This window comes from Streptomyces sp. Mut1, assembly GCF_030719295.1.
Classification (GTDB): domain Bacteria; phylum Actinomycetota; class Actinomycetes; order Streptomycetales; family Streptomycetaceae; genus Streptomyces; species Streptomyces castrisilvae.
On sequence record NZ_CP120997.1, the window covers coordinates 7,236,981 to 7,255,575 of the forward strand.

Below are 18,595 nucleotides of genomic sequence, written 5' to 3' on the forward strand. Positions count from 1 at the left end.
AACAGCAGATCGTAGGGTTGCCCTATGAGCACGGTGCACGCCCGGGTGTGGCGCTTCACGATCCAGAAGGGGAAGGCCGGCGCGGAGGCCGTCGAGGCCAGGGAGATCGCGCAGGGTCCGATCCCCGTCTCCCTGGCCGCGATGGTCAACGTCAACGCCCTCGCCTGCGACCTGCGCAAGACGGTCGACAAGAGTGTGCGCGACCACGAGATCAGCCTGCTGCTGAGTTACATCCTTGGCGGTCAGGGCAAGGGCCCGCTCAGTGTTGACTGCTCCGCTCTCGACTCCAGCGCCCTCCACATCCAGCGCTTCGTCAGCGAGTGCACTGGGCTCGGAGTGATGAGCGCAGCCAGCGAAGTCCTCTTTGACTGGTCCCACACGACTGGCGGCCTCAGCAGCTTTGACGTGCTGCCGGGAAAGCTCGGCGGCGTCTTCGCGCAGACCGGAGTGAGGCCGGACCTTCTGTATGACCTGGCCGCTGGACCTGTCGCCGGAGAAGCACGCGGGCGACGACGCCGCGCGAAGCAGATGTTCCCGGCGGGGAAAGGTACGACGGATCAAAGGAAGCGTCTGGAGAAGCTTGCTCAGTGGTCCGTTGCCCATGGCGATCATGCCTACTTCATGAGCTGGGTCTGGTTGGGTCCGGGGGGCGTGTACGTCGACATCTTTCTCCCAGAGCAATCCGCTGCCCTGAAGGGTCTCAAGACCGGATTGCTCAAGGTCACCACGGATCAGAAGCCGTGGCAGTTCCACGTCCCACGTCCCGACCGCCGACGCGAAGTCAACATGATCTTTGACGACGTGGATGCGATCACGGACGATGACCACGAAATGACGCTTCCTGGAATCACAGGTCAGGGAGCCGTGAGGCAAGCCATCCGCAAGGTGGGCCCGGCGGCCGAGGAGGCGATGAGCCGGGCCTTCAACCGGGAGGCGAACCAACTCGGGACTTTCAGAGGCGTGCCCGTCCGTGGACGCTGGATCCGAGGCGACGTCCTGGGCGAGGCACGGCACGAAGTGCTGGTTGGAGTCCTGCAAGGGCCCGTAGAGCTGAACCGTCACGAGCAGCGAAAGCGATTGACCAATCTCACGGGCGACAGGCTCGACACCTTCCTCGACGGCCGCCTGCTCACAACCGTACGCACGATCGACGGCCCGCGACCCAGTTGGGACCGAATCAGCGCAGAGCTGCTGGGGTGAGTCACGAAGCGCAGCGGTCGTAAGAGGGACTGCGGGCAGAGCCACTGTGGAAGCCCTGCAACACGCTCCCAGCGACGTCCTGCCGCCATCGGCTCCCTCCTCGCTGGCCGGCCGGTGGCCGGACTCCTTTGGACGGCCTTGGGGCGCTCTGGTGTGGTGGCGATCGCAGGGGCACTCGGCGGGGCGCCACGTAGGATTGCGTAGGGCACTGAGATGGGGGGCGGGGGGAGCGAGGTATCTCTACGTCTCCTGATGAAGCGTCAGCAAAGTCAGCAAGTGGTCAGCATGAGTCCTGAAAAACCTGAGGAACGCTGCCCGGACATGCGACCCGTTGTAGAGTGGCCAACTAGCCCTTGACCTGCAAAAACGCAGGCAGGGAGCCTGAACCGGGAGTTTCTCGATGCTGCGCACCATGTTCAAGTCCAAGATCCACCGCGCCACCGTGACCCAGGCCGACCTGCACTATGTCGGGTCTGTCACGGTCGATGCCGAGCTCATGGAGGCCGCGGACCTGCTGCCCGGCGAGCTGGTCCACATCGTGGACATCGACAACGGCGCCCGCCTGGAGACGTACGTCATCGAGGGGGAGCGCGGCTCCGGGGTGATCGGGATCAACGGTGCCGCCGCCCACCTCGTGCACCCGGGTGATCTGGTCATCCTCATCAGCTACGCCCAGGTCGAGGATGCCGAGGCGCGTGCCCTCGTTCCGCGTATCGTTCACGTCGACGCGGACAACCGCGTCGTCGCACTCGGCGCCGACGCCTCCGCGCCCGTGCCGGGCAGCGACACCGAGCGCAGCCCGCACGCGGTGCCCGCGGCGCGCTGAAGCGTCTCGTCCAGCTAGGGGTATCTCGTCATGGCAGAGCAGACCGAGCCCGAGATCCGTGACGACCGGGCAGCGGGCAAGCTGCTGGCGTACGAGGACGGTGGGGCCGTCGGGACCATCGCGTACTTCGTGATGGACGGCGAGCCCGCCGCTCTCGTCGCCGTGCACACGGTCGTCGAGTCCGGGCACGAGGCCAAGGGCGTCGCGGGCGCGCTGGTCGCGGAGTTCTACGCCATGGCGGGTCGCGAGGGTGTGCCCGTTGTTCCGCTGTGCCCGTACGCCGCCAAGTGGGCCTCACGCCATCCCGAGCAGGCCCCCGAGGCGCCGGCCGGGCTGGTGGAGCGCGCGAAGGTGCAGCTCGCCTCGCACCCCGAGCTGTACTGACGGCGGAGGTCCGGCGTGTCACCGATGACGCTCGTGCTGCTGCACACCTCGCCGGTCCATGTCCCGGTCTTCGACGCCCTGCGCGACGCCGACCACCCGGGGCTCGTCCTGCGTCATGTCGTGCGCGAGGAACTGCTCACCCGGGCCGTGGCCCTGGGCCCCGAGGCGGTGGCGGACGAGGTGGAGACGCTGGTCGCCGAGGCGGTCGCCGCGGGGGCGGACGCGGTGCTCTGCACCTGTTCGACCATCGGTGCCGTAGCTGAGTCCGCCGGTCCTGCGTTCGGTGCCCCGGTCCTGCGCGTCGACCGGCCGATGGCGGCCTCTGCCGTCCGCGCGGGGCGGGTCACCGTCCTCGCCACCCTCGCCTCCACCCTGGCACCGACCCGCGCACTGCTCGCCGAGGAGGCGCTCAGGGCCGGGCTGCCCGCGGCGGATGTGCGCACCGTGCTGGTGGCGGGCGCCTGGGAGCGCTTCGCGGCCGGTGACGGGGACGGCTGCCTGGACCTCGTCGTCGCCGCGGCCGACGCGGTGACGGACGCCGATGTGATCGTGCTCGCGCAGGGCTCCATGGCCGGGGCGGCCGACCGTACGGCGACCCGGGTCCCGGTGCTGTCCAGCCCGCGCCCCGGGCTGGCCGCCGCCGTGGCGGCGGCCGGGCGCTGAGCCGGCCGGGGCAGCGTCCTTGGTTGGTACGTATGGGCTCGCCGGGCGGGGGAAGCCGCTCCGGGAGACGGTGGAAGAGAGCCACCCCCGACCGTTCGGAGGCCCGAGATGACTCATCCGTTCCCCGACCCCGTACCGACGCCGCCCACCCCCGGGCCGATTCCGGGACCGCCGCAGCCGCTGCCCGAGCCGACGCCGACCCCGCCGGGACCCGCGCCCACCCCGCCCTCGCCCACCCCGCCGGGGCCCGCGCCCGACCCGATCCCGCAGCCGCCGGCGCCGGACCCCGAGCCGGTGCCGCCGCCCGAGCCGGAGCCGTCACCGGTCGGCTGAGCCGCCGGGTCGCGTTCTTCGAGCGTACGACGGGACCTTCCGGGCACGGCCTGCGAGCGGTCAGCCCGCGGCCAGCACCGCGTCGGCCCGCGCGGTCACCTCGGTCAGTACCCGGCCCGCCGCGGCCAGGTCCTCGGCCGGCAGGTCCCCGTACAGCGTGGCCGTGACCGCGGCGACGCCTGCCCGGTGCGAACGCTCCAGCGCCTCGCCCTCGGCGGTCAGGGCCAGCAGGGGGCGCTCGCCGGGCCGCTCCTCCAGCAGTCCGGCCGACGTCAGCTCCGACAGGGTCCGCTCCACCACTGCCACGTCCAGCTTCACCGCCCTGGTCATGCGCTCGACCAGCTGCCGGCGCTCGACGGTCCCGCCCCTGTCGGCGGTCGCGGTCAGCGCGACGGACTGGTGGAAGGTGGTGCCGGTGGTCGCGAGCAGCTGTTCCAGGACGGCCCGGGTGGCGTAGTGCGCCATTCCGATGATCTGGCCGTTGACAGGGGGTGCGGTAGCCATGGTCACTCCTCGGGAGAACTGGTGAGGGCGGGAACGGGCACGTCGAGCAGTGCCGTCAGCGCCTGGGTGAACGCCTCGGTGGCCGGTCCGTCGAGCCCGCCCAGGGGTGCCAGTAGCTCATCGATCAGCTGCCGCACCACCTCGACCGCGCGGCTCGCCGCCGCGCGGCCCTCCTCGGTCAGCGACAGCTGGACCGCCCTGCTGTCCGAGGGGTCGGCGGCGCGCTCGACAAGCCCCGCGGCCGCCAGGCCACGGGCCAGTTTCGAGACGTAGAGCGCTTCGAGTCCGGTGTGCTCGGCGAGTGCGCGCTGACTCGGCCGCAGCCCCGCCCGCTCCATCCCCAGCAGGGACGCCACCAGCGAGTACTGCGCGTGGGTCAGGCCGACCGGAGCCAGCGCCCGGTCGAGTGCCACTCGCCATTTCATGGACAGGCGCCAGACCAGGAAACCCGGCGTCGCGCCTTCGATCGCGTTGCTCATGATGGATACCGTACATAGCTACTATGTACATGGCTACTAAATTCTGTCCGTTCCCCGGCCCGCCATCGGTCGCGTCCCCCCAGGGCCGGTGCGTGCCGCCTCAGTCGCGCAGGGCGAGCAGCGCGTCCGCGTGTGCGAGGCCGCTCTCGGCGGAGACCGAGTCGAGCGTCTGGGCGTCGCGCACGGGCGCGAAGCGGACCGCGGGCTCCTCCTGCCCGGCCCGTTCCGCCACGTCGAACCCGTACACCGCCGGGCGCGGCAGGCTGTTGTACGACCACGGCGTGGAGAAGTAGTACGCGCCCGTGTCGTACAGCACCACATAGTCCCCGGCCCGCAGTTCGGGCAGTTCCCTGGCGTGCGCGACGACGTCCCCGGCGAAGCAGCACGGGCCGGCGACGTCCTGGACCAGCGCGGGCCCGTCCTTGGGCCGCCCCTCGGCGTCGAAGGCGCCGACCCGCAGCGGCCACGCCTCCGGCATGAAAACGGTACGGGTGGCGGTCTGGGCGCCCGCGTGGGTGAGCGCTATGCGGCGACCGCCCGCGTCCTTCGTGTACTCGACCAGCGCCCCGATGAACCCGTTCTTCGCGAGGAGCGAGCGGCCGAACTCGGTGACCAGTTCGTACCGGCCGTCGAAGAGGCCGGGCACCGCCGCCCGCAGGGCCGCCGCGTACGCGGCGAAGCTGGGGCGGACCTCGTCGTCGGCGAAGTTGACCGGGAGCCCGCCGCCGATGTCGAGACCGGTGATCTGCCGGCGGCCGAGCGCGGCGTTGATCTCCTCGGCCAGCCGGTACGTCTCGCCGATCCCGGCCGCGATCAGCTCCAGGGAGCAGCCCTGCGAACCGACGTGCGCGTGCAGGCGGGTCAGCCACGGGTGCGCGGCGAACGCCTTCACGACCCGCTCGCGCGCGCCGGGGTCACGCAGCGCCACGCCGAACTTCGACGTGGCCGTCGCCGTGCTCATCGCGCCGATGGAGCCGCCGCCGACCTGCGGGTTGACCCGCAGGCCGATGGCGGACACCGCGTCGGACGGGCGCAGCGACGCGATCCGGTCCACCTCGTCGAGGTTGTCGGCGTTGATCGCCACACCGACCGCCAGGGCGCGGCGGATCTCGTCCCGGGTCTTGGCGGGGGAGTCCAGCACGATCTTCGACGGCGCGAACCCGGCGTCCAGCGCGAGCCTCAGCTCACCCGGGCTCGCGACCTCGCAGCCCATTCCGCACCGGGCGAGCAGCCGCAGCACGGGCACCAGCGAGGAGGCCTTCGCGGCGAAGGTGTGCAGCACGGACGGCACCCCGGGGAACGCCTCGTGCAGGGCGGCGACCGACGCGCGCACGCCGTCCGTGTCGATGAAGCCGGCGACCGGGCTGGATTCGCCGAGCAGCCCGGTGGCCACGGCCTGCCGGACCGCTGCCGCGACCCGCGCGGACGAGGCCGGCGCCGGCGGGACGGAGGCGGAGGGGGACAGGGCGGAAGGCGACGATGAGGGGCTCATGGAGCCAGATTCGTTGATGGGTGCCCCCAGGTCTCTGTCTGGGCGGCCAACAATGGCGCACGACCTTGGCCGGGCAGCCAATGGCCCCGGTGGTCGGGAGCCGTACGGGACGACGGACGCGGCCTGCCCGCCGCAGCCGCGCGAACAGACGGCAACCTACCCGCTGAGCCGGACGGCGAGGGTCACCAGCAGCCGGGTGTCGGGGTCGTCCAGGTCCACGCCGAACCGCTCCCGGGCGCGCCGCAGCCGGTAGCGCAGCGTGTTCGGGTGGACGACCAGCCGGGCCGCCGCGCGGGCGACGTCGCCCGATGAGTCGAGGTAGGCCGCCAGTGAACGGACCAGCTCACCGCCCGCCGCCAGATCGGCGCGCACGAGGTCGTGGACGGGACCGTTTCCCGCCTCCCAGACCGGGCGGGCGGCGTCCAGGACACGGGCGACGTCCAGCGAGGGACCCACGCCCGCGGCATCCGCGTAGGGCTTGCCGGCCCGCGTGCCGTCGGGCTCCGTCTCCGCGCCCGCCCGTTCGCGCAGCACCCGCACGATCAGCAGCGCCTCCTCGCACGAGGCCCGCGCCCCGGGGGCGCCGGAGACCACCGGACCGGCGCCCGCCAGCACCCCGGCGCCCCCGGGCGCCGCCGAGACCGCCAGTTCCCGGGCCAGCGCGAGGGCGCCGCGCTCCGGCCCGGCCTCCACGGGCAGCAGCACCAGCAGCCGCTCACCGTCGCGCAGCACCCGGACCGACGGCCGGTAGGTGACCGCCTGGAGCGCGAGCACATCGAGGGTGCGGTCGCCCGGGGCCGGGGCGGCCGCGCGGCGTTCGGCGACCACGACCGCGCACGCCGCGTCGGGGGACAGGCCGAGCGACCAGGCATGGGTGCGGGCGTCGCCGTCCCCGTACAGCAGGCCGCGCAGCGCGAGTTCGCTGCGGCGGGCTGCCCCGCTCTCGCGCAGCCGGTGCCGCACCAGCAGGGGAGCGGCGACATCGGCGGCCCGGCGCAGCGCGTCCGCAGCGCCCGCGCGCAGGGGGCGCCCGTCACCCGCCACCCAGATCGAGCCGAGCACTTCGGGGCCGCTGCGGACCGCGATGATCAGGCGCTCGGGTCCCTCGGCGTCGGCCGCCCGGTGGATCACGTCCCGGGACGTCCACAGCGCCCGGAGCATGCCGCTGCGGCGCAGCTCCGCGACCCGCCAGTCCGGCACCCGGCCGCCCAGGATGGTGGACCGGCGCAGCACGTCGGCGTCCGGCCCGGTGGCGGAGTGGGCCAGCACCCGCAGCCGCGTGTCCTCGATAGTGATCGAACCGCCGGTGTACTCGGCCACGGCCGCGGCGAGTTCGGACAGGCTCTCCGCGCCGCCGGCCGCTGGCCCCGGGCCCTCGTCGCCCCGGCCCGCCCGCGCGCAGGCCAGCGCGGACCGCAGCAGCGCCGCGGTGTCCGTCCAGTCGGCCCACTCCGCGCGGGTCAGCAGGGCGACCCCCGCCTCCTCGGCCGCGGCGAGCACCTGCGGGGCGGCGGCCACCCCTTCCACCTCCCGCAGCACCACACCGGACGCGCCGCGGTCGGCCGCCGCCCGTACCGGGTCGGCGGCGCCGGGGGACGCGGAGGGCGGGCCGGTCAGCAGCACCAGACAGCCGTCGAGCGGCCGGGCCGGGCCCTCGTCGCCCACGGCCACACCCCGTACACCGACGTCGTGCCCGGCCGGTGCCAGCAGCAGCCGCAGGCTCCCGCCGTCGTCGAAGGCGAGGATCTCGCGCAGCGCGACGGACGGCTGCGCCGGGGCGGGCGTACGGCTCGTCATGGCAGCCGAGCATACGAGCGCACGGGCAGGCGGGACCGTCCCTCGCGCGGCCGGTCCCCGCTCACTCGTCGGCGAGGTCGCTGCGGTTGCACGCCAGGACCCCCACCGTGCCCGCCAGCCGTGCCGTCAGGGCGTCCGGGTCGCCGCGTCCCTGCACGCTCAGCGCGACTTCGACGGTCCGCTCGGCGTCCGGCTGCGAGCGGCGGCGCCGGAACAGACCCGAGCCGTCGGCGGAGAGCGTGGTCAGCTCCGAGACGGCGAACCCGGTCTCCGTGCAGTGGTTGACGAGTTCCCGCAGCGCGCCGACGCCCTCGGTATAGGTGATCCGGTAGCCGATCGAGGCGTTGCGCAGGGCGGGGAGCCGGTGGGCGAGGGGGCGGACGCCGTAGGACACGAGGAAGTACGCGAGGGTGGCCAGCGTCGCGAGGACGGGCAGCCCGGCTCCGGCCGCGCAGCCCACGGCGGCGGTGAGCCAGATCGAGGCCGCCGTGGTCAGGCCGCGCACCGAGCCGCGGTGGACGAAGATGACGCCGCCGCCGATGAACCCGAGCCCGGAGACGATCTGCGCCGCGACCCGGGACGGGTCCAGCTCGACCTGCCCCGTGACCACGACGTCGGAGAAGCCGAATTTGCTGACCAGTGTGAAGAGCGCGGCGCCGAGGCCGACGATCGTGTACGTGCGCAGCCCTGCCGCCTTCTGGCGGATCTCACGCTCGATACCGATCGCACACGACAGGACGAACGCGATGCCGAACTGCGCCGCGTGCGTCCAGTTCTGACCGAACGGTTCGTTGATGTCGAGTGTCACGAGACCTCCGATGCCCGTCGGGCCGGTCCGGCGCGTCGTGCCGGACGGCCACCCCTCGTCCTCCCGGGCGGCCGGCCCCCGGAAGGGGAAGCGCCGGGGCTCCACCGGGCCGGGCGGTGCGCTGGTGCGGCGGCGCGATCACCACCGTACCCGTACCGACGGCGGTGACTCCCGCACCGGGGCCGCCGGGGGATGACGTGGTTTCACCCCGCCCGGCCAGGGAAGGCGTCAGCGGGGCCGGGGACCGCCGTCTGCTTCATCGCCGTCATCCCATGGGATGCACCGCCGTTCCCACGCGGCGGCCCGCGTATGCCTCGCACGGCAGCGGTCGTACGGTCTGCCTCCCGGCGTGACGGCGCCCCCTTTCCGGATCGCCGTCACGCGAAACCCTCCCGGGCGGTGACGACCCGGCTCTGCGGAAGATATGACGTGGCAAAGATTCTGTTCGTTGTGACCGGCGCCGACCATTGGACGCTCGCCGACGGGACCGAACATCCGACCGGCTTCTGGGCGGAGGAGATCGTCGCCCCCTACGAGGCGTTCGAGGCGGCGGGGCACGAGATCGTCGTCGCCACCCCCGGCGGTGTGGTGCCCACTGTCGACCGGGGCAGCCTTGCTCCCGAGTTCAACGACGGCCAGGAGAACGCCGACCGGATGGCCGCGGCCGTCGCCGGCATGACCGAACTCGAACACCCGCTCAGGGTGGAGGACATCGATCCCACGGATTACGCGGCGGTGTTCTACCCCGGCGGACACGGCCCCATGGAGGACCTGGCGGTGAACGCCGACTCCGGCCGGCTGCTGAACCGGGCCCTGGAGTCGGGCATGCCCCTGGGCATCGTCTGCCACGCCCCGGCCGCCCTGCTCGCGGCAACCGACGACGACGGCGGCCACACCTTCGCCGGATACCGGCTCACCGGTTTCACCAACACGGAGGAGAGCCAGGCGGGATTCGCCGACAAGGCCAAGTGGCTGCTCCAGGACCGCCTCGTGGAGATCGGGGCCGATTTCCAGGAGGGCGAGCCGTGGGCCCCGCACGTGGTCGTGGACCGCAGTCTGGTCACCGGCCAGAACCCTGCGTCGGCCGCTCCGCTCGCCGGTGAACTGCTCAAACGACTGCGCTGAGGGACCGCCGCAGGGCCCCGGGCGACCCGCTCAGCCGGCCTCGACCTCGCTCCTGTCCCCGCCCCAGAGGGTGTGGAAGGAGCCCTCGCGGTCGGTCCGCCGGTAGGTGTGCGCGCCGAAGAAGTCCCGCTGCCCCTGGGTGAGCGCCGCCGGCAGCCGGTCGGCGCGCAGGCCGTCGTAGTACGAGAGGGCCGCGGCGAACCCGGGGGTCGGCACCCCCTGCCGCACCGCCTCGGCCACCACCGAGCGCCAGTCGTCCTGCGCCGCGCCGATCTCCTCGGCGAACTGCTCGTCGGACAGCAGGCTCAGCAGCCCCGGCTGTGCGTCGTAGGCCGCGCGGATGCGGTCGAGGAACGCCGCCCGGATGATGCAGCCGGCCCGCCAGATCGAGGCCACCGAGCCCAGATCGATGTTCCAGCCGTACGCCTCGCTGCCCGCCCGGATCTGGTGGAACCCCTGCGTGTACGAGACGATCTTGGACGCGTACAGCGCCTGCTCGACCCGGTCCGCGAAGGCGGCGGCCTCACGCTCGCCGAGCGGGGTGGCCGTGGGGCCCGCCAGACCCCGCGCCGCCTCGCGCAGATCGCTGTGCCCGGACAGCGAACGGGCGAAGACCGCCTCCGCGATGCCGGAGACGGGCACACCCAGATCGAGGGCGATCTGCACCGTCCAGCGCCCGGTGCCCTTCTGCTCCGCCCGGTCCTGCACGATGTCCACGAACGGCCTGCCGGTGGCCGCGTCGGTGTGGGCCAGGACCTCGGCCGTGATCTCGATCAGATACGAGTCGAGGCGGCCGGTGTTCCAGCCGCGGAACGTTTCGGCGATCCTCGCCGGGGAGTAGCCGGCCACCGTGCGCAGCAGGTCGTACGCCTCGGCGATCAGCTGCATGTCGGCGTACTCGATGCCGTTGTGCACCATCTTGACGAAGTGGCCGGCGCCGTCCGGCCCGATGTGCGCCGTACAGGGCGTGCCGTCCTCGGCCTTCGCCGCGATCCTCTCCAGCATCGGACCCAGCGACTCGTACGACTCGGAGGAGCCGCCCGGCATGATGCTCGGGCCGTTCAGCGCGCCCTCCTCACCGCCGGAAATGCCCGCGCCCACGAAGTGGATGCCGCGCTCGCGCAGCTCCTTCTCCCGGCGCCGGGTGTCCTCGAAGTGGGCGTTGCCGCCGTCGATGATGACGTCGCCCTCGTCGAGCAGCGCGGCGAACTCCTGGATGACCGCGTCCGTCGGCTCGCCCGCCTTCACCATGACGACCAGGCGGCGCGGGCGTTCCAGGGACCGGACGAACTCCTCGGGGCTGTGCGCGGCGACGAAGGAACCCTCGCCGCCGAACTCCTCGACCAGGGCGTCGGTCCTGCTCTCCGTGCGGTTGTGCACGGCGACCGTGAAGCCGTTGCGGGCGAAGTTGCGAGCCAGGTTGCGGCCCATCACCGCTAGCCCGGTGACGCCGATCTGCGCGGTTGCGCTCATCTGTCTGCTCCTGCGGTAGGCGGGGGAAGCCGGGAGCCGGGGCTGCGGCAGCCGGCGTTGTCCAGTATGGATACGGGGGCGGGGGACGGCCTGTTCAACGGGCGGACGGTAACGGCTCCCCCTTGGAACCGGGCTGGACCGGTGGGGCCGGGCGCCCGCGTCCCGCCGGCCTGTCGCGGTGCCGCCGTACCGCGATCCGCTGTCCCGCGCCCTGTACGACGAGGGCGCCCCGCCGCTCCTGCCCGGACCTCGTCGTCACGCACCTGGTGCGTGCGAGTGGCCGGGAGCCGTGGGAGGAGTTCCTGGCCCTGGACGACATCCTCGGCGGGATCGGTGACGGTGCCGAACCGCGTCCGGCCCACCAGGCGTCCTTCCCGGTGCACGTCTGAGCAAGGCCGTTCCACGCCAACTCTTGACACTCCGTCGACAGCGGCGCAACACTGACAACGCACATGGGAGAGCGCTCTCCCGGCTGTTCCGGACCACCGTGCCGGCCCACTCCCCGCTGTCGGCACGGTACGGAAGCCCGCAGTGGTCACGGTGATCCGTGACCACTGCGGGCTCCTGTGTATATTCGGGAAAGCTAAGGGTCCTAGGAAATGCGACGGCGGGGGTGGGGATGGTTCGCGCGGGGCTCACCACCGAGCGTGTCGTGGCGGCGGCGGCCGACCTGGCTGACTCGGCCGGCTTCGGCAAGGTCACCATCTCGGCGCTGGCCCGCGGCTTCGGCGTCAAGGACGCCAGCCTCTACTCCCACGTCAAGAACCTGAACGACCTGCGGACCCGGGTCGCGCTGCTGGCCGCCGAGGAGTTCATCGACCGGATCGAGGCGGCGGTGGCCGGCCGGGCCGGAAAGGACGCGCTGATCGCGTTCGCCGACGCCTACCGCACCTTCGCGCTGGAGTGCCCCGGCCGGTACGAGGCCACGCGGATGCGGGTCGACCCCGCGATCGTCGCCGAGGCACCCGCGTACCACCGCACCCTGCGCACCACGTCGGCGATGCTGCGCGCGTACGGTCTGACCGAACCCGCCCTCACCGACGCGGTACGGCTGCTGCGCAGCACCTTCCACGGGTTCACCGCCCTGGAGGCCGACGGCGGCTTCGAGGCGCCGCGGCCCGTGCAGACCTCCTGGGAGCATGCGGTGGAGGGGCTGCACTTCCTTCTGACGAACTGGGCGTCGGCGACCGGCGGACAGTGAGTACACGGCGCGAAACCTCCGGCGGCGGCGGTAGTCCGCCGCGGCCGGAGGCTGCTGGGGGCAGGGCGCCGGGTCAGGCGGCCTTGCCGTCGCGGTCGGCCGCCGCTTCGCGGATCAGCTCGGCGTAGCGCCGGCCGCTGCTCTTGACCGTGCGGCGCTGGGTCGCGTAGTCGACGTGGACCAGGCCGAACCGCTTGTCGTAGCCGTACGCCCACTCGAAGTTGTCCAGGAGGGACCAGGCGAAGTAACCGGCCAGCGGGGCGCCCTTGCGGACGGCGCGGGCGCAGGCCGCGAGGTGTTCCTCCAGGTACTGGGTCCGCTCGGGGTCGTGCACCGACCCGTCGGCGAGTACGACGTCCTGGTAGGCCGAGCCGTTCTCGGTGACGTATATGCGCTCGACGCCGTACTCCTCGGTCAGGCGCAGGAGCAGCTGCTCCAGGCCCTGGGCGTGCACCTCCCAGTCCATGTGGGTGTGGCGGGAGCCGGGCAGGTAGACCTGCTTGGTGTGCGGGACGGGGCCGGCCGGGTCGGCGGTGACGACCTGGCGGAAGTAGTAGTTCACGCCCAGCCAGTCCAGCGGCGCCGCGATCAGCTCCATGTCGCCGTCCCGCACGGGGAGTTCGACCCCGTACAGGTCGACCATGTCCTGCGGGTAGCCGCGCCCCAGGATCGGGTCGAGCCACCAGCGGTTGATGTGCCCGTCGCCGCGCACCGCGGCCGCCCGGTCGGCCTCGCGGTCGGTGGCCGCCTCCACCGGGCTCAGGTTGTTGACGATGCCGACGCGGGCGTCGGGGGAGAGGCTCCGGATCGCCCGGACGGCGAGGCCGTGCCCGAGGTGCAGGTGGTAGGAGGCCCGCACGGCGGCGGTCAGGTCGGTGAGACCCGGCGCCATCGTGCCCTCCAGATGGCCGATCCAGGCCGAGCAGAGGGGCTCGTTCAGGGTCGCCCAGTCCTTGACCCGGTCGCCGAGCCGTTCCACGACCACCGAGGTGTACGCGGCGAAGTGCTCCGCGGTCTCCCGTACGGTCCAGCCGCCCCGGTCCTGGAGGGCCTGCGGGAGGTCCCAGTGGTAGAGCGTGGCGAACGGGGTGATCCCGGCGTCCAGGAGACCGTCGACCAGCCGGTCGTAGAAGTCGAGGCCGGCCGCGTTGACCGGCCCGTCGCCGCCGGGCACGATCCGCGGCCAGGCGAGCGAGAAGCGGTACGCGTTCGCACCGACCTCCTTGATCAGGCCGATGTCCTCCGGCACCCGGTGGTAGTGGTCGCAGGCCACGTCACCGGTGTCGCCGCCGGCCACCTTGCCCGGGGTGTGGGAGAACGTGTCCCAGATGGAGGGGGCGCGGCCGTCCTCGGCCACGGCTCCCTCGATCTGGTACGCGGCTGTGGCGACGCCCCAGGTGAAGTCGGCCGGGAGGGCGCTGAGGTCGTTCACGGACTTCCTTTCCTTGGCGGTCACTTGACGGCTCCCGCGGTGAGGCCGGCGACCAGATAGCGCTGCAGGAGCAGGAAGCCGGCGACGATCGGGACGCTGACGACGAGGGAGGCGGCCATGACCTGGTTCCAGTAGACGTCGTTCTGTGTGGCGTAGCCCTGGAGGCCGACGGCCAGCGTGCGGGTGGTGTCGTTGGTCATGACCGAGGCGAAGAGCACCTCGCCCCAGGCCGTCATGAACGCGTACACCGCGACGGCGACGATGCCGGGCACCGCGGCCGGCACGACGACCCGGAACAGGGCGCCGATCGGTCCGCAGCCGTCGACGAGGGCTGCCTCGTCCAGGTCCCGGGGGATCGAGTCGAAGTAGCCGATCAGCATCCAGATGGAGAACGGCAGCGAGAACGTCAGATAGGTGAGGATCAGCCCGCCGCGCGAGCCGTACAGGGCGATGCCCGTGCTGTTGCCGATGTTGACGAAGATGAGGAACAGCGGGAGCAGGAAGAGGATGCCCGGGAACATCTGCGTGGAGAGCACCGTGACGGTGAAGACCCGCTTGCCGCGGAACTTGTAGCGGCTCACCGCGTAGGCCGAGAACACCGCGATGATCACCGAGAGGACCGTCGCCGTACCCGCCACGATCAGCGAGTTCACGAAGTATCGGGCGAGCGGGACGGTGTCCCAGATGTCGAAGTAGGGCTTGATGGTCAGCCCTGAGGGTATCCAGTGGAACTTCCCCGAGACGTCCTGGAGCGGCTTGAGCGAGCTGCTGACCATCACATAGACGGGCAGCAGGGCGAACACGGCCAGGAACGTCAGGATGACGCGGCGGGTCCAGAGGAAGGACTGCGGCGCGGCCATCGGGGAACGGGAGCGCGAACGCCCTCCCGTCTTCGCCGGCAGCGCGGACGGCTGGGCATGGCTAGGCATCGGCACCCTTCCTTCCGCGTGAGGTGATGAGCAGGTAGACGGCCGTCACGACGAGCAGGAACAGCAGCAGGAGCACGGACATCGCGGAGCCGGTGCCGAAGTTCCAGGTGACGAACGAGGACTGGTAGATGTGGATCGAGATGAGGTCCGCGTTCTCCGGGGCGGCCTTCCCGAACAGCACGTACGGCGTGTTGAAGTCGTTGAACGTCCAGAGGAACAGCACCAGCACCAGCACCTGGTTGACCGGGCGCAGCGAAGGCAGCGTGATCTTGCGGATCTGCTGCCAGATGCCGGCGCCGTCGATCGAGGCGGCCTCGTACAGTTCGCGCGGGATGTTCTGCAGCCCCGCCATCACGATCAGGAAGGCGAAGGGCCAGCCCTTCCAGACCGAGACGATGATCAGCGCGTAGATGCTGTTGTCGCCGATCAGCCAGAACGACGGCTGGTCGGTGATGCCTAGCTGGTCGTGCAGCACGTGGTTGATCAGGCCGTTGTCCCGCTGGAACATGAAGGCCCAGGTGATGACGGCCGCGTAGACCGGCAGGGCGTACGGGACGAGGAAGATCGCCCGCAGGAAGCCCCTGCCGCGGAAGTTCTCCTGGAGCATGATCGCCGCCGCGACCCCGAACAGCCACGCCAGGCCGACGGCGAAGAACGTGAAGACGCAAGTGACGAGGAACGAGTGGAGCAGTGCCTCGCCGATCGGGGCGTTGAAGTCGACGGCGATCTTGTAGTTGTCGAAGCCGCTCCAGGGCGCCCCGCCCCAGTTGTTGATGTAGAACTGCGTGAACTGGCGGAAGCTCATCACGATTCCGATGATCATCGGAATCACATGGACGAGGAGTTCGAGCAGGACGGCCGGCAGGAGCAGGAGATAGGGCAGTCCGCCCTGGCGGATCCGGTCGGGGATGCGCGGCAGTCTCCTGCGCGCACCCCCGCTGCCCCGGCTCGTCACCCTGTCCGACTTTTCCGTCAGGCTGTCGGTGGTCACGGTGGCGGTCATGAAGGGTGCCTTACTGCTGCATCGTCTGCTGGGCCTTTTCCAGGCGCGCCTTGACGGATTCGGTGGTCACGGGGCGTCCTGCCGCGGCGTCGGCCCACAGCTCCTTGACCGCCGTACCGACGGCCGTCTCGAACTGCGACTCGTTCGGCACCTGCGGCAGCGGGGCCGCGCTCTTGGCCAGCGTGTCGCGCAGGACCGCGAGGTCGGGCGCCGAGAACGCCTCGTCCGCCTGGGCGGTCTTGACCGGCGGGATCGACCCGTAGGTCTTGTTGAGCAGCTTCTGCTCGGCGTCGCTCGTCATGAACTTCACGAACTTCTTGGCGCCGTCGATGTTCTTGGTGTTCTTGAACACCGCCATGTTGATGCCGGCGACCATGGAGTTGACGTTCTTGCCCTCGCCGGGCGTGCCGGAGGCGACGGGGACGGGGGCCGCGCCCCAGTCCTCGGGCTTCATGCCCTGGGAGGCGAAGGTGGAGGCGGCGGCCTGCCACAGCACCATCGCGGTCTTGCCCTTGGCGAAGTCCGTGAGGGACTGGTTCTGGGCGTACTCCGCGTTGCCCGGAGCGATGATCTTGTCCTTGGCCATGAAGTCGATGTACTGCTTCACGGCCGCGACCGCGCCGTCCGACGTGAAGGTCGGCTTGCCGTCGGCGTCGAAGAAGTCCGCGCCGTGCTGCTGGCCCAGGACGAAGGTCTGGTGGATGTTGTTGGAGAGGTTGGCGCCTTCGGCACCGAGCCCCCACTTGCCGTCCTTGGACAGCTTCTTGCCGTCCGCGACCAGCTCGTCCCAGGTGGCCGGGGGCTTCTCGATGCCGGCCTCGGCGAAGCTCTTCTTGTTGTAGTAGAGGGCGTACGCGAGCGAGTACAGCGGCACCGCGGCGGGGTCCTGGCCCTCCGCGCCGGCCGAGGCCACCGCCGAGTCGACGAAGCGGTCACGGCCGCCGATCGCGTCGAAGTTCTCCTTGCTCCAGGGGAGCAGCGCGCCCGTCGCCTGGAGCGAGGCCGACCAGGTGTTGCCGATGTTCAGCACGTCCGGGCCCTGACCGGACGTGGTGGCGGCGAGGATCCGGTTGAGCAGGTCGGCCCACGGCACGACCTCCAGCTTGACCTTGATGCCCGTCTGCTCCTCGAACTTCTTCAGCTCGGGCGCCAGGATCTTCTTGTCGGCCTCGATGCTGGGGCCCTGGTTGGAGGCCCAGTACGTGAGGGTCTTCGGCGAATCGTTGCTGCCGCCGCTCGTGGAACCCCCTCCGCAGCCGGTGACTCCGGCGGCTATGGAGATCGCGAGGGTGACGGCTGCCGCGGCTCTGATGTTGCGCATGCTGGGTGGCCCCTTTCCGGGGGAGAAGGCCGGTCCGGGAGCCGGGCGACCTTCAGGGCTTAATTTATGACGTGATTTAAGAGGTGAGAGAAGGTCGCGTCAAGTCCCGGGGTCGCGGTATGTTGCGGGCAGGGAAGGAGCCACATGGCTGAGCGCAACAGACGGACCGTGCGTGACCTGCGACGGGGCAACCGGGCGAGGGTATTGCAACGGTTGTATTTCGACGGCCCGCTGAGCCGCCAGGAGCTGGGTCCCGCCACCGGGCTGAGCTCGGGTTCCATCAGCAACGTCGTTGCGGAACTCGCCGCCGAGAGCCTCCTGGAGGAGGCCGGTGTCGTCGATTCCGACGGCGGCCGCCCGCGCACCTTGCTGCGTGTCGCCCCCGGCGGCGGCCTCCTCATCGGCATCGACATCGGTGAGACCCGGATCAGGGTGGAGCTCTTCGACCTCTCCCTGACCGAACTCGCCCGCACCGAGAGGCTGCTCGCCCAGCACGGCTACGACGTCGCCCGCATCGTCGGCCATGTCCGCAGCGGCGTCGCCGACGTGCTGCGGGACGCCGGCGCCGACCCGCACCGGCTGCTCGGCATCGGGATCGGCGTCCCCGGCATCATCGAGCGCGACGCGCCGGACGGCGTCATCGGCGACGTGGGCTCCGTCGTGCACGGGCAGACCATCGACTGGAGCGCCGTGCCCTTCGAGCGGCTGCTCCGGGGTGCCGTGCGGGTCCCGCCCGAGGTCCCCTTCTTCATCGACAACGGCGCCAAGACGCTCGGGCAGGCCGAGATGTGGTTCGGCGGCGGGCGCGGCGCGGGCGCCTCGGCCATCGCGCTGATCGGCTCCGGTGTCGGTGCCTGCGTGAACCACGGCGACCTCCTCGACGAGGACCGCAGCAGCCAGGCCCTGGAGTGGGGCCACAGCACGGTGCAGCTGCGCGGCCGGCGCTGCCGCTGCGGATCGATCGGCTGCCTGGAGGCGTACGCGGGCGCCGAGGCGATGCGCGAGCGCTGGCACGAGGCGGGCGGCCCGCTGCCCGCCGACGCCGACGACGAGACCGCGCTCGCCGCGCTGCTCGCCGCCGCCTACCCGGACACCGGGGACGAACCCGACCCCGTGGCGGTCGCGCTGCTGGACGAGACGGCCGAGTGCCTGGGCGCGGCGCTGGGCGACCTGATCAACCTCTTCCTGCCCGAGCGCATCCTGCTCGGCGGCTGGGCGGGGCTGCTGATCGGCCCCCATCTGCTGCCGGACATCCGCAGGTACGCCCAGGAGTACGCGCTGAAGCACGCGGCGGCCCGCACCACCATCGAGATGGGCCGCCTCGGGCCCGACGCGGTCACGGTCGGCGCGGCGACGCTCCCCCTGGCCGACTTCCTGGCCCGCGGCGGCAGCCGCCCGTCACCCGCGCCCCGGGCCGACGCCTCGGCCGCGGCGCCGCGCACCCCGGCGGACGCCGTACGGAGAAGGGAGCGCTCCCGGACCGCGTCGGAGGCGGGCTGAGGGGGAGCCGTGCGCCTTGCCGCGCGGGGCGCGTGCTTCCGGGTACGCGCGGCTCCGGGCCTCGGGACCCGGCCCAGGGCTCCCGGGCGGCCCCGCCCTCCCGTCCCGCGCGCGGTCCGCACGGC

General features: G+C 71.7%; 19 protein-coding genes. 9 read left to right on the forward strand and 10 right to left on the reverse strand.

The features are described 5' to 3' along the window. Nucleotides 1-24 precede the first annotated feature (24 nt). The 5 genes from P8A18_RS31265 to P8A18_RS31285 all read left to right on the forward strand — a co-directional run bounded on the left by P8A18_RS31265 (nucleotide 25) and on the right by P8A18_RS31285 (nucleotide 3,406). Complete coding sequence (locus P8A18_RS31265) at nucleotides 25-1,200, forward strand: hypothetical protein (protein ID WP_306060035.1); 1,176 nt, start codon at nucleotides 25-27, stop codon at nucleotides 1,198-1,200. Nucleotides 1,201-1,600: 400 nt separating this feature from the next. Beyond that, on the forward strand, nucleotides 1,601-2,026 hold the full coding sequence (gene panD / locus P8A18_RS31270) for an aspartate 1-decarboxylase (protein WP_306060037.1): 426 nt from the start codon (nucleotides 1,601-1,603) through the stop codon (nucleotides 2,024-2,026). 30 nt (nucleotides 2,027-2,056) lie between these two features. Further along, nucleotides 2,057-2,410 (forward strand): GNAT family N-acetyltransferase, encoded by a 354-nt coding sequence (locus P8A18_RS31275; RefSeq protein WP_306060039.1) that lies wholly within the window; start codon nucleotides 2,057-2,059, stop codon nucleotides 2,408-2,410. Nucleotides 2,411-2,434: 24 nt separating this feature from the next. Beyond that, nucleotides 2,435-3,073 carry an aspartate/glutamate racemase family protein gene (locus tag P8A18_RS31280; RefSeq protein ID WP_306061260.1) on the forward strand — a complete coding sequence of 213 codons (639 nt, stop codon included), beginning with the start codon at nucleotides 2,435-2,437 and terminating at the stop codon, nucleotides 3,071-3,073. Nucleotides 3,074-3,181: 108 nt separating this feature from the next. Further along, entirely contained in the window at nucleotides 3,182-3,406 is a 225-nt protein-coding gene (locus P8A18_RS31285; protein WP_306060041.1) for a hypothetical protein, read from the forward strand. A gap of 60 nt (nucleotides 3,407-3,466) precedes the next feature. Here the strand turns inward: P8A18_RS31285 and P8A18_RS31290 are convergent, their stop codons facing one another. From P8A18_RS31290 to P8A18_RS31310, 5 genes are all read right to left on the reverse strand, one after another. Next, complete coding sequence (locus P8A18_RS31290; RefSeq protein ID WP_306060043.1) at nucleotides 3,467-3,910, reverse strand: winged helix DNA-binding protein; 444 nt, start codon at nucleotides 3,908-3,910, stop codon at nucleotides 3,467-3,469. Between the two features lie 2 nt (nucleotides 3,911-3,912). Beyond that, the gene (locus P8A18_RS31295) at nucleotides 3,913-4,389 is read right to left on the reverse strand and encodes a MarR family winged helix-turn-helix transcriptional regulator (RefSeq protein WP_306060045.1); all 477 of its coding nucleotides are present in this window, start codon (nucleotides 4,387-4,389) and stop codon (nucleotides 3,913-3,915) included. 100 nt (nucleotides 4,390-4,489) lie between these two features. Then, nucleotides 4,490-5,881 (reverse strand): type III PLP-dependent enzyme domain-containing protein, encoded by a 1,392-nt coding sequence (locus P8A18_RS31300; protein ID WP_306060047.1) that lies wholly within the window; start codon nucleotides 5,879-5,881, stop codon nucleotides 4,490-4,492. Nucleotides 5,882-6,037: 156 nt separating this feature from the next. Continuing rightward, entirely contained in the window at nucleotides 6,038-7,678 is a 1,641-nt protein-coding gene (locus tag P8A18_RS31305; RefSeq protein ID WP_306060049.1) for a PucR family transcriptional regulator, read from the reverse strand. 61 nt (nucleotides 7,679-7,739) lie between these two features. Beyond that, nucleotides 7,740-8,486 (reverse strand): MgtC/SapB family protein, encoded by a 747-nt coding sequence (locus P8A18_RS31310; protein WP_306060051.1) that lies wholly within the window; start codon nucleotides 8,484-8,486, stop codon nucleotides 7,740-7,742. Nucleotides 8,487-8,915: 429 nt separating this feature from the next. Here P8A18_RS31310 and P8A18_RS31315 point away from each other — a divergent pair, with 429 nt between their 5' ends. Further along, on the forward strand, nucleotides 8,916-9,611 hold the full coding sequence (locus P8A18_RS31315) for a type 1 glutamine amidotransferase domain-containing protein (protein WP_306060053.1): 696 nt from the start codon (nucleotides 8,916-8,918) through the stop codon (nucleotides 9,609-9,611). Nucleotides 9,612-9,641: 30 nt separating this feature from the next. Here the strand turns inward: P8A18_RS31315 and gnd are convergent, their stop codons facing one another. Further along, nucleotides 9,642-11,084 carry an NADP-dependent phosphogluconate dehydrogenase gene (gene gnd, locus P8A18_RS31320; RefSeq protein WP_306060055.1) on the reverse strand — a complete coding sequence of 481 codons (1,443 nt, stop codon included), beginning with the start codon at nucleotides 11,082-11,084 and terminating at the stop codon, nucleotides 9,642-9,644. Between the two features lie 266 nt (nucleotides 11,085-11,350). On the opposite strand from gnd, the gene P8A18_RS31325 reads away from it, so the two are divergent. Then, nucleotides 11,351-11,473, forward strand: a complete 123-nt coding sequence (locus P8A18_RS31325) for a hypothetical protein (protein ID WP_306060057.1) — start codon at nucleotides 11,351-11,353, stop codon at nucleotides 11,471-11,473. A 230-nt stretch (nucleotides 11,474-11,703) separates the two neighbouring features. Next, complete coding sequence (locus P8A18_RS31330) at nucleotides 11,704-12,285, forward strand: TetR/AcrR family transcriptional regulator (RefSeq protein WP_306061262.1); 582 nt, start codon at nucleotides 11,704-11,706, stop codon at nucleotides 12,283-12,285. Nucleotides 12,286-12,358: 73 nt separating this feature from the next. Here P8A18_RS31330 and P8A18_RS31335 read toward each other — a convergent pair whose 3' ends face one another. The 4 genes from P8A18_RS31335 to P8A18_RS31350 form a co-directional block, all read right to left on the reverse strand. Continuing rightward, nucleotides 12,359-13,717 (reverse strand): GH1 family beta-glucosidase, encoded by a 1,359-nt coding sequence (locus tag P8A18_RS31335; RefSeq protein ID WP_306060059.1) that lies wholly within the window; start codon nucleotides 13,715-13,717, stop codon nucleotides 12,359-12,361. A 20-nt stretch (nucleotides 13,718-13,737) separates the two neighbouring features. Next, nucleotides 13,738-14,577: a carbohydrate ABC transporter permease gene (locus P8A18_RS31340; RefSeq protein ID WP_018552257.1), complete on the reverse strand. Its 840-nt coding sequence runs from the start codon at nucleotides 14,575-14,577 to the stop codon at nucleotides 13,738-13,740. Between the two features lie 61 nt (nucleotides 14,578-14,638). Further along, nucleotides 14,639-15,649: a carbohydrate ABC transporter permease gene (locus P8A18_RS31345; protein ID WP_018552256.1), complete on the reverse strand. Its 1,011-nt coding sequence runs from the start codon at nucleotides 15,647-15,649 to the stop codon at nucleotides 14,639-14,641. Nucleotides 15,650-15,659: 10 nt separating this feature from the next. Next, nucleotides 15,660-16,970: an ABC transporter substrate-binding protein gene (locus P8A18_RS31350; protein WP_306060062.1), complete on the reverse strand. Its 1,311-nt coding sequence runs from the start codon at nucleotides 16,968-16,970 to the stop codon at nucleotides 15,660-15,662. A 144-nt stretch (nucleotides 16,971-17,114) separates the two neighbouring features. Between P8A18_RS31350 and P8A18_RS31355 the strand changes: the two genes are divergently transcribed. Further along, nucleotides 17,115-18,470 carry an ROK family transcriptional regulator gene (locus tag P8A18_RS31355; RefSeq protein ID WP_306060064.1) on the forward strand — a complete coding sequence of 452 codons (1,356 nt, stop codon included), beginning with the start codon at nucleotides 17,115-17,117 and terminating at the stop codon, nucleotides 18,468-18,470. The last annotated feature ends 125 nt before the right edge of the window (nucleotides 18,471-18,595 follow it).